This is a genomic window from Streptomyces sp. NPDC059895 (genome assembly GCF_042731035.1).
GTDB lineage: Bacteria > Actinomycetota > Actinomycetes > Streptomycetales > Streptomycetaceae > Streptomyces.
Genome location: NZ_JBHWKO010000016.1, coordinates 44,553 through 58,385 on the forward strand (window position 1 = coordinate 44,553; position 13,833 = coordinate 58,385).

At 73.6% G+C, this 13,833-nt stretch carries 9 protein-coding genes and 1 pseudogene; 3 read left to right on the plus strand and 7 right to left on the minus strand.

Annotated features, from left to right (window positions below; genetic code table 11):
- Nucleotides 1-107: 107 nt before the first annotated feature.
- The 5 genes and pseudogenes from ACFV9M_RS20020 to ACFV9M_RS20040 form a co-directional block, all read right to left on the minus strand.
- Nucleotides 108-2,900 carry a hypothetical protein gene (locus ACFV9M_RS20020; RefSeq protein WP_385069649.1) on the minus strand — a complete coding sequence of 931 codons (2,793 nt, stop codon included), beginning with the start codon at nt 2,898-2,900 and terminating at the stop codon, nt 108-110.
- A complete protein-coding gene (locus ACFV9M_RS20025) occupies nt 2,897-4,009 on the minus strand; it encodes an AAA family ATPase (RefSeq protein WP_385069648.1) in 1,113 nt (370 codons plus the stop codon). Before ACFV9M_RS20025 ends, ACFV9M_RS20020 begins: the two co-directional genes overlap by 4 nt.
- A gap of 146 nt (nt 4,010-4,155) precedes the next feature.
- Nucleotides 4,156-5,616: a VWA domain-containing protein gene (locus tag ACFV9M_RS20030; protein WP_385069646.1), complete on the minus strand. Its 1,461-nt coding sequence runs from the start codon at nt 5,614-5,616 to the stop codon at nt 4,156-4,158.
- Nucleotides 5,613-6,953 carry a hypothetical protein gene (locus ACFV9M_RS20035; protein WP_385069710.1) on the minus strand — a complete coding sequence of 447 codons (1,341 nt, stop codon included), beginning with the start codon at nt 6,951-6,953 and terminating at the stop codon, nt 5,613-5,615. Before ACFV9M_RS20035 ends, ACFV9M_RS20030 begins: the two co-directional genes overlap by 4 nt.
- 231 nt (nt 6,954-7,184) lie before the next feature.
- Nucleotides 7,185-7,676: pseudogene (locus ACFV9M_RS20040) on the minus strand (hypothetical protein); the annotation flags it as partial.
- Nucleotides 7,677-8,138: 462 nt separating this feature from the next.
- On the opposite strand from ACFV9M_RS20040, the gene ACFV9M_RS20045 reads away from it, so the two are divergent.
- The gene (locus ACFV9M_RS20045) at nt 8,139-9,713 is read left to right on the plus strand and encodes an MFS transporter (protein ID WP_385069645.1); all 1,575 of its coding nucleotides are present in this window, start codon (nt 8,139-8,141) and stop codon (nt 9,711-9,713) included.
- A 272-nt stretch (nt 9,714-9,985) separates the two neighbouring features.
- On the opposite strand, the gene ACFV9M_RS20050 is transcribed toward ACFV9M_RS20045, so the two are convergent.
- Together ACFV9M_RS20050 and ACFV9M_RS20055 are read right to left on the minus strand one after the other, a co-directional pair.
- Nucleotides 9,986-10,594, minus strand: coding sequence for a flavin reductase family protein (locus tag ACFV9M_RS20050; protein ID WP_385069643.1), 609 nt, complete (start codon nt 10,592-10,594; stop codon nt 9,986-9,988).
- Between the two features lie 203 nt (nt 10,595-10,797).
- The gene (locus ACFV9M_RS20055; protein ID WP_385069641.1) at nt 10,798-11,580 is read right to left on the minus strand and encodes an ANTAR domain-containing protein; all 783 of its coding nucleotides are present in this window, start codon (nt 11,578-11,580) and stop codon (nt 10,798-10,800) included.
- 126 nt (nt 11,581-11,706) lie between these two features.
- Here ACFV9M_RS20055 and ACFV9M_RS20060 point away from each other — a divergent pair, with 126 nt between their 5' ends.
- Both ACFV9M_RS20060 and ACFV9M_RS20065 read left to right on the plus strand, forming a co-directional pair.
- Nucleotides 11,707-12,027 carry a helix-turn-helix transcriptional regulator gene (locus tag ACFV9M_RS20060; protein ID WP_385069639.1) on the plus strand — a complete coding sequence of 107 codons (321 nt, stop codon included), beginning with the start codon at nt 11,707-11,709 and terminating at the stop codon, nt 12,025-12,027.
- A 409-nt stretch (nt 12,028-12,436) separates the two neighbouring features.
- Nucleotides 12,437-13,822, plus strand: a complete 1,386-nt coding sequence (locus ACFV9M_RS20065) for a C40 family peptidase (RefSeq protein WP_385069637.1) — start codon at nt 12,437-12,439, stop codon at nt 13,820-13,822.
- Nucleotides 13,823-13,833: the final 11 nt, after the last annotated feature.

Here is a 13,833-nt window from a genome sequence, read left to right on the forward strand (position 1 = left end):
ACCACCCGGACGTGTGACGTGACGTACGGACGCACATCACTCGTCGGGCTGATCCGCCCCGATTGCCATTGACAGACGTCCCTCCGCCCGGCTGTCCTCGGTGCGGCTCAGGCTCCTGCCAGCAGTGCCTCCAGTGCGGTCGCGGTGTGCGGGTGCCGGGTGAGCAGGGCGGCGCCCTGTGGGGCCGGTTCGACGCTCTCCCAGACGCCGTCGCAGCCGAGCAGGTCCGCGAGGGCGTCGCAGGTCGCCGGCCGGGCCGCGAGGAGCGCGACGCCCCGGGCCGCGGCCGGCCGTGCCGGGTCCGTGCTCGGCGGCGGCTCCTGCACGAGACGCCACGGCGGTGTCCAGGCGTCCAGTTCCGCGAGCCGGGCCGGGAAGATCCGGCCCGCCTCCCGGATCAGCAGGGGAGCCAGTTCGGCGCCGCCGGAGCGGAGGGTGGTGATCAGGGTCGGCAGCCAGGGCAGCAGCACCGGGTCGGGGAGGCGGGCGAAGGCGTTCGACACCGCCTCGACGACGAAGCCGGCGAGGGACGGCACCGGTTCCAGGGCGTGCAGGAAACCGCTGAGGTAGCGGGGGTAGGCGGGCACCACCAGCGGGTTGGCCAGCAGGTCGTCGCAGCGTTCCCGCAGGGCGGCGCGGGAGAGCGTGCCCAACTGGGTCTGCGCCGCCCACAGCAGGGCCGTCCGCGAGGGCTCCCCGGGGTGGGACTGGGCGAGGGCCAGTTCGAGCTGGGTCCGGTCGCAGCCGAGGGACAGGGCCAGGCCCTCCATGCTGAAGAGGAAGCCCAGCATGGCCGCGACCTGGCGGACCGTCGCGTCCTCGTCGGTGAACGCCGTCGGCAGCAGGGTGCAGTAGTGCGCGTAGCCGGCCTTGACGAAGGACTCGATCCAGGGCGGCAGCACCGGTTCGGCGGTGCGGTAGTGGGCCAGCAGGCGGCGGATGCGGCGCAGGACCTCCGGTGCGCCGTCGACGGTGCGTTCGCCCGCCAGGACCTCCAGGGCGCGGGTGCCGAGCTCGTCGGCGAGGCGGCGGCTGCGCAGGTAGCGGACGGCGTCCTCGACGGTCTCCAGCACCTGGGCGGCGGTGGCCTGCGGCGCGTACGCCGTGCGGCGCAGCCGCTGCTCCAGGACCTGCTCGACGCTGACGCCCTCGTAACCGAGTTCGATGAGGGCGCGCTGGTGGGTGCCGAGGGCCAGGTCCCAGGACTCCTGGATCGGGCGCTCGCCGAGGCTGCGGTCGCCCATGATCGGCCGTGCGGCGCCCGGGGGCAGCAGACGGTGCAGCATCCACAGCACGTCGGAGCAGCGTTCCAGTTCGGGCCGGGCGGCGATGTCCAGCAGGGCCCGCCGCACACCGCGCTGCTGGAGCTTGAGGTTCAACGGCGCGAGCCGGTCGTGCACGTCCCGGGCGAGCGGTGGCAGCGCGTCGTAGCCGACCTGTCCGACGCGGTCGCCGCCCATCATGATCTCGACCAGCCGGCGCACGTCCCGCCGCCCCGGCACGGCGTCCTTCTCGATGCAGGTGACGGCCGCGTCCTGGAAGTCGTACGGCGTCGGCTTGACGCGGTCGCGCATTCCGGCCAGGAGGATCGACGTCTCGAACACGGCGATCGCGTCGGCGGTGGAGGCGAGGTAGCCGTTGCGTCGCGCCGCCCGCACGATCTCCACCGACCAGCCGAGGAGTTCGGCCTCGTCGAGGGGGTCGAGGGCGGGCGGCCGCTGGAGGAAGCCGGTGAGCCGGTCGTCGGCCGGCGCCGCGGGCACCGGCCCGGGCAGGGCGGTCTTCCTGGTCCTGCCGCTCTTCCTCGTGCCCGCCGGGCCCTCCAGGCGGTACGGCCGGACGCCGCTGCGCCGGAGGTTCTTCGCCCATTCCGTCGCGGCGATGGACACCGACCCGGCGGCGAGGCCGAACTGGGCCTCGATGGCCGCGTGGCTGGACGGGATCAGGCCGTACCGCCAGGTGGTGGCGGTGCGCGGGGTGATGGTGAAGGTGTCGCTGCCGTGCACGCCGAACTCCTCGACACGGCTGGACGCGTGGAAGGCGCCGCACACGTAGAGGCAGTCGGCGGGGTCGGCGCCGGTGGCGGCGAGGTGTGCGCGCATCCGCGTCCACATGTACCGCTCGCGGTCCTCGTCGACCCGCACGCGGCGCGCGTCGCCGGGGGCGAGCCGCCGGAAGAGGCTGCCGATCAGCAGCATGACCTGCCGGTAGGTGTGGTGGTCGCTGTCGCCGAGCGGCACTTCGACGTACTGGTGCCACCACTCCGACCAGTGCCGTACGCGGCCGTGGCGCAGCAGGTGCTCCTCCAGTTCGGTGAAGCGGGGCCGCAGGTCGCCGATCTCCACGCCGACGGCGTCGCCGTGCAGGGCGCTCTCGTCGTCGGCGGCCGGCGCGTCGGGACCGGTCTCCTGGGCGGCCGGTGTCTCCCACTGGAAGACGTGGTCGGAGGACCGGTCGACGAGGACGAGCTCGACGCCGGGGGTGTCGAGGGCGTAGGCGATCGCCTGGTACTCGGCCGAGGCCTCGGTGACCGGGGCGACGACGGAGAGCGGCGACCAGTCGGCGGGGAAGCCGTCGATCTCGCTGGCGAACGCCTGGACGGCCACCGGCAGGCGGCAGTTGCGCAGCTCGGTGAGGAGGGGCGCCATGTCCTCGCACAGTTCGAGGTAGATCACCTTCGGCTGTTTCTCGCGCAGCCGGCGGGCCATGGCGAGGGCGGAGGCCGGTGAGTGGTGGCAGACGGGGAAGATCTCCAGCGGCTCGCGCACCGCGCGCTCGACGTCGTCGACGATGCCCCGCAGGATGCCTTCCAGTGCTCCGGGTCCGTCGGCGAAGGCGGTGGCGGCGTCCTGGAGCTGGGTGCGCAGGGCGGTGAACGTGCCCTCGGGCGGGGCGCTCACGACAGGGTCGCGATCGCGTCGCGGCCGCCCTCGAGGAACTCCGGCCAGGAGCCGCCCTCTTCCTTGCTGCGCGGCTCGACGACGCCGTGCAGGTACTTGTTGAGGATGGCGAGGTCCTCGGGTTCGCGGCGGGCCAGGGAGCCGACCAGGGAGGAGGCGAGGGTGTGCGCGGTCAGGGCGCGTTCGCCGAAGAAGTTGCTGTGCAGGACCGCGTCCTCCAGGACGCCGATCTGCTCCGCCGTGGACAGCGCGGACTCCAGTTTCTCGTCGTCGCTGCCGGCGGCGGCCGCGGAGGCGCGCAGGTCGGCGAAGCTCCGCAGCAGCACGTCCAGCAGGGTGGGCGGGACGTCCAGGTCGATGCGGTGGCGGCGCAGCAGTTCCTCGGTGCGGAAGCGGACGATCTCCGCCTCGCTCTTCTTGTCGGTGACCACCGGGATGCGGACGAAGTTGAAGCGGCGCTTGAGCGCGGAGGAGAGGTCGTTGACGCCCCGGTCGCGGCTGTTGGCGGTGGCGATGACGGAGAAGCCCGGCTTGGCGAAGACGATGTTGTCGCTGTCGAGTTCGGGGACGGAGATGTACTTCTCCGACAGGATCGAGATCAGCGCGTCCTGGACGTCGCTGGTGGAGCGGGTGAGTTCCTCGAAGCGGCCGATCGTGCCGGTCTCCATGGCGGTCATGATCGGTGAGGGGATCATCGACTCCCGTGACTGGCCCTTGGCGATGACCATGGAGACGTTCCACGAGTACTTGATGTGGTCCTCGGTGGTGCCGGCCGTGCCCTGCACCACCTGGGTGGAGTTGCGGCAGATCGCCGCGGAGAGCAGCTCGGCCAGCCAGCTCTTGCCGGTTCCGGGGTCGCCGATGAGCAGCAGGCCGCGGTCGGAGGCGAGGGTGACGATGGAACGCTCGACGAAACCGGCGTCCCCGAACCACTTCTGCGGGATCTCCCGGTCGAGACCGTCGGCGCGCTCGGAGCCGAGGACGAACAGGCGGACCATCTTCGGCGACAGGCGCCAGGAGAACGGCTTGGGGTGGTCGTCGATCGACTCCAGCCAGTCCAGTTCCTCGGCGTACTTGATCTCGGCGGGGGCGCGCAGCAGGTCGGACATCACGGTGCCTTTCTCGGAACGGAGGGAGAGTCAGGGGAAAAGGGCATGCGGAAGGCAGGGCGGTCGGGAGACAGGGGCGGTCAAGAGGAAGGGTGGTCAGGAAGCAGGGGCGGTCGGGAGGCAGGGGCGGTCAGGGCCCGGGGGAACTAGGCGAGGAACGTCTTCAGTTCCTGGACGAGCTTGCGGATGTGGCCGGAGATCACCGGTGTGCCCTGGTCCTTGAAGCGCTCGCGGAACCAGGGGTTGACGCTGCCGCGTCCGGAGCTGGTGACCGATCCGACGGGGATGAACTTGACCCCTGAGCGGTGCAGCGCGGCCATGCTGTCGAACAGCGGCTGGGCCCGCGATTCGTAGAAGTCGGAGATCCACACCACGACGGTGTTGCGCGGCTCGGCGACCTTCGGCTGGGCCAGGGCCATGGCGACGGTGCCGTCGGTGCCGCCGCCGAGGTTGGTGCGCAGCAGCGTCTCGAAGGGGTCCTTCACCCACGGGGTGAGGTCGAGCGCCTGGGTGTCGTAGGCGATCAGGTGCACGTCCACCTTGGGCAGGCCGGCGAAGATCGACGCCAGGATGGTGCAGTTGACCATGGAGTCGACCATCGAGCCCGACTGGTCCACGACCACGACGAGCCGCTGGGGTGTCGTCCTGCGGGCGGTGTGGCGGTAGTAGAGGCGGTCGACGTAGAGGCGTTCCTCCTCGGGGCTGTAGTTGGTGAGGTTCTTCCAGATGGTGCGGTCGAGATCGAGGTTGCGGAAGACGCGCTTGGGCGGGATCGAGCGGTCGATCGCGCCGACCGTGGCCTTCTCGACCTGGGTGCGCAGGACGTCGGCGACCTCGTCGACGAAGCGGCGGATGAGGGCCTTGGCGTTGGCGAGGGCGACGCCGGAGAGATTGTCCTTGTCGCGCAGGAGCTGCTCGATGAGCGACATGCTCGGGGTGAGCCGGGCGGCGAGCTGCGGGTCGGCGAGTACCTCCCGCAGGCGCATGCGCCGGACGAGGTCGGCCTCCAGCGCGCCGAGTTCCGGTCCGATCGCCGGGATCAGGGTGCTGAGGTCGGGGGTCCCGCCGTTGCCGCCGGAGCCGGTCGGGGAGACTCCCCGGGGGCCGCCGCCCGGTCCGCGGCCGCCGCGCAGGTCGCCGGGCGAGCAGCCGAGGGCGCGCTCCAGCCAGCCGGCGTCGGACTGCCACCGCGACAGCTGTCCGGCGGTGACCGCTCCGCTCCCCGTGGTGAAGACGTTGAGCAGCACCTTGGAGACCAGCGCCGCGCGCCGCACCTCGGCGGCCCGGTCGCGCCCGTCGCCGGGTCCGTCGCCGGGGCCGTCGTCCGGCGTGTCGTCCGGGGCGTCCCCGGCGGGCCCGGGGACCATCAGACCGGCGAACTCGGCGGCCAGTCCGGGGTGGCGCTGGACGACGGAGTCGACGGAGGCCTGCGGGTCCAGCAGTGCGGGCGGCAGGCCGATGTCCTCGACCACGGCGAGGCTCGCGGACTCCAGCGCGGCCTGCTCCTCGGGGTCGAAGAGCCGGGCGAGCAGCCGCCAGTAGAGGACCTGGCGGCGGTTGTCGTGGCTGTCCGTCACGTCGGTGTGGTCCGTGGTGTGTTCGCTCATTTCCGCAGCAGCCTCCCCGCCCGTTCCCGCAGGACGGTCACGGCGTCCGTGGCGGCCTTCTCCGCCTTGGCGCCGGCCTTGTCGGTGGTGCCGCCGGCCCAGGCGCCGGCCTGGACGGCGACGGTCTTCCGGCGCACGGTCGTCTCGACGGCGAGCGGCTGGAGGCGGAACCGTCCGTCGTCCCAGCGGAGCAGGCCGATGCAGGCGCTGGAGGCCGCGACGGCCTCGGGGGTGAGCGGCCCGGCGGCCGGGACGCGGTCGGTGTCGACAGCCAGGGAGTGCCCGGGGAGGGCGAAGGTGAGGGTGTCGCCGTCCCCGCGGGTGCCGTAGCCCTCCAGGAAGACCGGTTCGGCGAGGCGGGCGGGGTGCCGGTCCAGTGGTGCGGCGGTCGCGGCGGTCGCCGTGGGCAGGGCGACGCGGGCGGTGGCGAAGGGGTCGGCCGGCTCGCCCGGGCGGGCCCGCTCGTCGTCCCAGAGGAGGTCGCCCTCCTCGGTGAGGGGCATGTCGGTGAGGTCCATGGCCCGGCCTTCGCCGAGCGCGGCCAGCAACGACAGGCGGGGCCGCAGGAGCTGCCAGACGCCCGCCGCGACGACGGTGTCCGGTTTCGGCACGGAGACGCTCGCGCGGACCAGGCGGGGCGTGGTGCCGTCGGCGGGTTCGTACACCGCGTGGACCTGGGCCTGGGCCGCGGTGGCGTGTTCGTGGAGGTCGACGCCGAGGGGCAGCAGCCGGCCGGTGGCGGTGCCGGTCGCGATGGCTGCGGTGGCTCCGGTCCGGGTCAGGAGCAGGGCGCGTGCCCACAGATCGCCCCAGCGGCGGGCCGGGAACCGCTCCACGGCGGTGCCGGGGCAGGAGGCGGTGAGTTCGGCGGCGAAGCCGTCGAGCAGGGTGGCCAGGCGGCGCAGCGCGGGGTCGGGGAGCATCGCGGAGACGATGGGCGCGGCCGCGCCGACGAGTTCGTGGTCGATGCCCTGCCAGCCGGTGCGGGCGAGGTCGGCGAGCCAGGTCCGGGCGGCTTGCAGCAGGTTGGGCGCCCGGTCGTCGGCGGGTGCCGCGGCCGTCGGTTCGCCGCGGGTGCGGCCGCCGGTCTCGTCGAGGCAGGCGGTCAGCGCGTCGTGGGCGGCGCCCAGGAGGGCGGTGCGGGCGGCGGCGAGGGCGGTGAGGTGCTCCTCGCTCGCCGCTCCGACCGCCGCCTTCTCGGCCGCCTCGGCGACCCGGGCGGCCAGCGGCGAGCCGGCGACGGCCCGGGCGAGGGCGGTCAGGTCGGCGGCGCGGGCGGGCTGGGGGCGCAGCAGGCCCCCGACGAGGGCGCGGTCGAAGGCGTCGACCGCGGCCAGGGCCTCACCGAGCCCGTCGACGGCCGCGGTGAGGGCGTCGGTGTGCCCGCCGGCGGCCGGGGTGGGTGGGTCGGTGTGCCCGTCGGCGGCCGCGGTTAGGGCTTCGGTGTGACCGTCGGCGGCCGCGGTGGGTGGGTCGGTGTGCCCGCCGGCGGCCGCGGTGAGAATGTCGGTGTGCTGGTCCGTGTCGGGGCGGGGCCCGCTCGGGGGTGCTCCGGTCGTCGTTTCCCGGGTGGGCGGGAACCACTGCATCTCCGGCAGGGGGGCGGTGGTGGGTGCGAGTTCCAGGTAGGCGAGGTGGCGCAGGAACCTGCTGAAGACGGGGGCCGCCGCGGCCTTGCCGTCCGCCTGCGCGGGGCGGGTGGCGGTCATGGCGGCGGTGAGGGCCGCGGCGTCCGTCGCGCCGCCTTCGGCGTCGACGCGCAGGTAGCGGGCGACGCGCTCGGCGCCGTACTGGAGGACGGCCTCGGTGACGAGGGCGCGGATGTGGTTGCAGAAGGAGCCTCGGGCCCCGCCGCAGGGGCGGTTGTTGTTGGTGCTGCACGCGAACGCGTAGGTGCCGCAGGCCACGGACGAGACGTAGACGCGCTCGATGTCCGAGCCGCTGGACACCACGCCCTGCACGCGTCCGCCGGCCAGTTCGACGAAGGGAACCTTGGCGAGCTTGCGGGGCCGGGCGGGCGGCACCACCCGGGCCGTGCTCGACTTCTCCCAGTCCGACAACGCGCACCATCTCCTTCGCAGCACAAGGGAGTGTCGCGCCGTGTCGGCGCAGCACAGGGGGACTGTCCCGCCGGAGCGGCGCGACAAGAACGAAACTAGCGGCGACCACTGACAACGCCCCTTCGCCCACCGCCGCGTTGCCCCCGGAGCCCGTGCCTTCCGTGGCTCTGCCGCCTCCGGTGCGCCTGCGGCGTCTCGCCGCGCGCCCGGCGCGGGGGGGGCGGGTGAACGGGCGCCCGTGGGGTCGGGCCGGGGGCCCGTCGCGGTCCCTGGCCGGCCGACGGGGGCGGGCGTCCGGTCCGGTTCACCTAAGTTTGCAGGTCCGACGGCATCTCGGCGGCGGGTCGGCCGGTATACGGTCCGAAGCGCGAATTCCCTGATCAGAAATGGCTTACGTCAATGAAGATTCGAGCCGAGCGCGCCCTGTGCCCGATAGGCGCCCGCACGACGTCGTGAGGTGCCATGTCGACCACCCTTTCCGCAACCCCGTCCCCGTCCCCGTCTCCGACGTCCTCCCGCCATGTGCGGGCCACGATCGTGCTGGCCTGCCTCGGCGTGTTCGTCTCCTATCTGCCGGTCGTCGGCGTCTCGGTCGCGCTGCCGGTGATGCAGCAGGCGCTGGACGCCTCCACGGTCGGCCTGCAGTGGATCACCGACGCCTTCATCCTGCCGACCGCCGCCCTCCTGCTGACCTGCGGAATGATCGGTGACCTGTACGGGCGCAAGAAGACCTATGTGGCCGGCGTGTCCCTGGTCGCCCTCGGCTCCCTGGTCTGTCTCACCGCCGACGGCGTCGCCCAGGTCTGCGTGGGGCAGGCGCTCACCGGTGTGGGCACGGCCGCGCTGCTGCCGTCGACCCTCGCACTGATCGGCCACGTCTGTCCGGACCCGCGCAGGAGGGCGCGGGCGATCGCGCTGTGGACGGCGTCCCTGGGCCTCGGCCTCACGCTCGGCCCGCTGTTCAACGGGCTGATCGTGGAGCAGGCGACCTGGCGCTGGATCTTCCTGCCGTCGCTGGTCGTCGGCGCGGTCACGGCCGTCGTCGGCGCGTTCCTGCTCCAGGACTCACGGGCGACCCGCGAGCGGCATCTGGACATCCCCGGCCAGATCCTGGCGATCGTCGCGATCACGGGCCTGGTGTACGGCGTGATCGAGGGCGGCAGCGTCGGCTGGACGTCGCCGGAGGCGGTGATCGCCTTCCTGGTGACGGCGTCCGCCCTCCCGGCGTTCGTCGTGGTGGAGCTGCGCTCACCGTGCCCGATGCTCGACATGCGGCTGTTCCGCTCCCCCGCGTTCTCCGGTACCGCGCTGGTCATGGCGGTCACCCTGTTCGCGCAGGTCGGTCTGGTGTTCGCGCTGAGCGAGTACTTCGGCCTGGTCCACCACGCGTCGACGTGGGACATCGCGGTGCGGCTCATCGCCCTCAACGGCTTCACCGTCGTCCTCGGGCCGCTGGTCGGCCGGCTGATGAACCGGTTCTCGCCCCGGCTGCTGCTGGTCACCGGTCTCGTGGTCGGCGGCATCGGGGCGCTGTGCGTGACGTCCTTCCAGGCGTCCACCGACACCGGCACGGCGGCCCTGGTCATCGCGGTCCTGGGGATCGGCATCGCCCTGGCCATGGCCCCGATCACCACGATCGCCATGGACAGCCTGCCGCACCGGCTGGCGGGCACGGCGGGCGCGGCCAACAGCGCCCTGCGGCAGATCGGCAGCGCGCTGGGACCGGCGATCTTCGGTGTGGTGCTCACCCACCGCACCCTGGACACGCTCCCCGCCCATCTGGCCGACTCCGGTCTGGGCCCGGCCGATCAGGGCGAGGTCCTCGGCGTGGTGTCCCACGCCGGCATCCAGGCCGGCGCCTTCCTGCGGCTGGACTCCGCGGAGACCACCCAGCAGGCGCACGCCGCCTACGGCGCGGGCTTCACGGACGCGCTGCACACCTGCGCCCTGATCGGCGGCGTGGGCATGCTGGCCGCGGCGGTCGTCGCGTTCGTCCTGACCGGCGTGCGCGGCAAAGCGGCCGACCCCGCGGGCTGAGCACCCCCGGCACGGCGGCGCGAGCCGAGCGCCCCCATGACACGGCGGCCCGGTCGGGGTACACCCCACCGGGCCGCCGCATGGAACGGACAGGACGGCGACGACGACACCCACGCCACCGCCGTAGCCACCCGCCGCAGCCGCAGCCGACGGTCCCGCCCTCGCCGGCCTCCCGGCAATTGGGCGTCGGTCGAGTCGTGTTGCGTCACGTGATCACTCCACGGAGTGGACCGCGCTGCCCAGCCGAGGTCCCCACGCACCCGCTCGCCCGGTCAGGTCCGCGGCCAGTCCCGGTAGGCGATGCGGGCCCGTGCCCGGAGTTCGCCGACGGTGCTCCACTCGTCGCCGCCGAGCCGGGCCAGCGGCCGGAGCCTGCGGATGTCGGGGTGTCCGTCTACGACGACGTCCTCGTCGACGGCGGCGTGCACGACCTGCCCGAGGACGAGGGTGGAGTTGCCGATGCCCAGGGTGGAGTGGAGCCGGCACTCCAGGGCCACCGGTGAGGCGGCGACGCGGGGCGGCTTGACGCTCAGCGAGGGCTCACGCTCGATGCCGACGGCGTCGAACTCGTCCGTCTCGGCGGGGAAGTTGACGGCACTGGCGTTGATCTGCTCGAGGAGCGGTTCGGGGGCGAGGTTCACCACGAACTCGCCGGTGGCCTCGATGTTGCGCAGCGAGTCCTTGCGGCCGACGGAGGTGAACTGGACGATCGGCGGGTCGGTGCAGGCGACGGTGAAGAACGAGTGCGGGGCGAGGTTGGCGGTCCTGCCGTCGGCCGAGAGGGTCGACACCCAGGCGATCGGCCGGGGCACGACGACGGCGGTGAGGAGCCGGTAGAAGGCTCCCGCGCCCAGGGACTCGGGGGTGTGGTCGATGCGCATGGCAGCCATTTTCCACCGGAGGGACCGGCCGGTTCCGGACGGGGCGACGGCCGCACCGGGAGACGCCCCGGCCGGCGCGGGCGGCGGTGAAGAGCTCGGTGTGGGCGTGGGCGGGCTCATGCCCGACGGGTTCGCCGCCTGCCGGAATCGCCGACTCGCTCCTGCGTCCGCCGGCCCGGCGGGCGACCGGCCGGCCCACCGGCTCACCGGCCGTGTGCGCCGCCGCCGTCCACCGGGGGTTCCGGGCGCCGGATCCGGTCCACGGCCGCTGCCACCTGATCCCGCACGGCCTCCACCGGCGGCTCCCCCTGTACGGCGGCGACGAGGTCGCGGGCGAGGTGGTGCAGCTTGGTGTTGGTGTGCTGGGACACCTCGACCAGGACCCGCCAGGCGTCCTCGGCGCTCAGCGCGAAGGAGGCCATGAGGATGCCGCGGGCTAGGTCGATGACCGGGCGGGTCCGCATGGCCCGTCGCAGGTGGACGACCTCGGCACGCGCGTCCCGCTCGCCGCTGCGCGACTCGCCGCCGGGTCCGGCGAAGACGTCGTCCGTCCCGACGAAGACGTCGTCCATCCCGGCGAAGACGTCGTCCGCCCCGGCGAAGAGGTCGTCCGTTCCGGTGAGCTCGAGCAGTCGCCGGACCACGGGACCGGCCGAGCGGATACTGAGGGCCTTGCCCTGCTCCAGGCCCTGTCCGCGCAGGCTGATCAGCATGTTCAGGGCGGAGCAGTCGCAGAACTCCACCTCGCCCAGTTCCAGGTCGACACCGTCGGCCGCGGCGGCCAGCGCGGCCCGCAGGGCGTGGGCGAGCCGCTCGGCGGATCGGAGATCGAGTTCCCCTCGCACCGCGACGACGACACGGTCCCCCTCGGAACGGACGGCGATCTCCGGCACGGACGCGGTCCGGGCGGGCGGCGCCCCGCTCGTCCCGGCTCGCACGTGGTCGTCCCCGCCGTTGGGGTGCGTCTCGTTCGCAGACTCCGGCATGACCGCCTCCCCGGTCACTCTCCATGACGGTTCCAGGTTCGCCCGCGACGACATCACACGTCAACTGATACATGAAATCCAGTTCCGGTTTTTGAGTACGTGAACACCTGACCGTAGGATGGGCGCATGGAGGGAGTGCCCGAAGCGCATACCGGATGGACGTTCCTGACCAACCATGCCCGCGTCCTGGCCGTCATCGCCGACAACCACAGCGCGCGCATCCGTGACATCGCCGCGCACTGCCGGCTGACCGAGCGGGCCGTCCAGAAGATCATTTCCGACCTCGAGCAGGAAGGCTACCTGTCGCACACCCGGGAGGGCCGGGGCAACACGTACCGGATCGAGCCCGGCAAGGTGCTGCGCCATCCGGCGGAGGCGGGCCTGACCGTGGCCTCCCTGCTCTCCCTGCTGGCCCAGGACGAGATCGACCGCTCCCAGCATCCCTAGTCCGGCACCCACGGCGCGTGACCGCCGACGGACCCGGACAGGTGGTCGCCTCACCGCCGTCGACCGGGGTGCGTATCGACCAAGTCGGGGCGTCCGGTGCCTCGTTGCCGCCGCGCGAGATGAAGGTCACGAAAACGTATCGGACATTTGACACGGCAATCTTCACACCAGCCACACAAGTTGGCTAGGTTGACGCCCGGGCCGCACGACCGACTCCGGCGAACCCCGCCGGGCCGCGCGGCTCCCGCCGACGCAGGACACCGGTGGCACGGCCGGAGCCGGGGACCGACCGGCCCGGGGCGGGACGCCCGGCCCCCCGACAGCGCAGCGGGTGCGGGTCTCCCGGCACCGGACCCACCCGCGCCCCCGCCACCCTCGGCCGGCGGAGCACGGAAGGAGTACGTCTTCCATGGCGACGGATCGCACCACGCTCCCCACGGGCCAGGGTTCCGCACGCTACGAAGGCGTGGGGGAACCGAGCCGCGCGGAGATCCAGCAGCGGGTCAGCGCCCTCTACGACCGGGCCGAGAACGACACCGGCACGTTCAACGCCACCCGCGCCATGCGGAACGGCAACCGGCGGACCGTCACCTCCGTCACCTCCGTCGCCGCCGGCGGGCGCCCCGGCGGCGATCCGTCGCTGGAGGCCATCGCCCGGCAGTGGTTCGACGCGGCACGCGGCCGGCTCGGGCCGACCACACCCGCCGCACTGCCGGCGGACCGCCTGCCCTCCCGCCCGGCACCGTCCGCGCGCCCCCAGCGGCCGACCGGCTCCGACGCCGTACGGGAACTGGAGGCGTCCGGTGTCCGGCTCGCGCTGGAGGCGGGCGGGCGACAGGCGCCGGGACCGGCCGTTCCGGCCGCGACCGCACTGCCGGCCCTGCCCGCGCCCCGCCGGGAGGAACCAAGGGCCCTTCCCCCGGCCGCCTCCTCCCCCGCCCCGCCGACACCGACGCCCGGGGCCGCCCGACCGGTGGAACCGGCGGACGGCCTCACGATCACCGCGGACGGCCTCACGACCACCGGAAACGGCCTCGCAGCCACCGCGGACGGCTTCACGGCCACCGCGGACGGCTTCACGGCCACCGGAGACGGCGGTCTCCCCGTCGCCGCGTTCGGCTTCGCCGTACCGCAACCCGCCCTTCCGGCGCCCGTGTCCCGGTTCCCGGAACCCGAAACGGGCCTGCTCGCGGCGAGTTACGGCCTTCTGGGCACGGACGCCGAACCGAGGACACAGGCCGCCCCGCTCCCCGCGCCCGCCTCCGCACTCCCCTGGCCCGCAGCCGAGGCCACCGCCCCCGCCCCCGCCCCCACGCCGGCTTCCGCCCCCGCTTACGCACCGGCTCCCGTCCCCGCTTACGCGCCGGCACCCGTCACCCCCGCCGCCGCCCCGGCCCCCACCGGCATCACCGCCTACGCCTCCGGACCGGCCTACCTCGGCAAGGGGGACAGGGCCCTCGCCTTCGCCCGGGCCCAGATCGGGCGGCCGTGCGTGTGGGGCGCGACGGGACCGGAGTCCTACGACTGCTCCAGCCTCACCCAGGCAGCCTGGAAGGCCGCCGGGGTCACCCTGCCGCGGGCGGCCGTCGACCAGGCGCGGGCCTTCACGCGGGTCGGCCTGGACGACCTGCGCCCCGGCGACCTCGTCTTCTTCTTCGACGATCTCAGCCACACCGGTCTGTGCACGGGCGACGGCACGATGATCCACGCGCCGGGCCCCGGCTCGTACGTCCGCGAGGAGTCGGTGCACGGCCTCGGGGAGGGCGCCCTGCGCGGCGCGGTACGACCCGCCTGAGGCCCCCGGGC

Bases quoted from the DNA above. Each gene is read 5' to 3' on its own strand.
- ACFV9M_RS20065 (WP_385069637.1), top strand. From the start codon at position 12,437: ATGGCGACGGATCGCACCACGCTCCCCACGGGCCAGGGTTCCGCACGC.
- ACFV9M_RS20030 (WP_385069646.1), bottom strand. From the start codon at position 5,616: ATGAGCGAACACACCACGGACCACACCGACGTGACGGACAGCCACGAC.
- ACFV9M_RS20045 (WP_385069645.1), top strand. From the start codon at position 8,139: ATGTCGACCACCCTTTCCGCAACCCCGTCCCCGTCCCCGTCTCCGACG.
- ACFV9M_RS20055 (WP_385069641.1), bottom strand. From the start codon at position 11,580: ATGCCGGAGTCTGCGAACGAGACGCACCCCAACGGCGGGGACGACCAC.
- ACFV9M_RS20060 (WP_385069639.1), top strand. From the start codon at position 11,707: ATGGAGGGAGTGCCCGAAGCGCATACCGGATGGACGTTCCTGACCAAC.
- ACFV9M_RS20050 (WP_385069643.1), bottom strand. From the start codon at position 10,594: ATGCGCATCGACCACACCCCCGAGTCCCTGGGCGCGGGAGCCTTCTAC.
- ACFV9M_RS20025 (WP_385069648.1), bottom strand. From the start codon at position 4,009: ATGTCCGACCTGCTGCGCGCCCCCGCCGAGATCAAGTACGCCGAGGAA.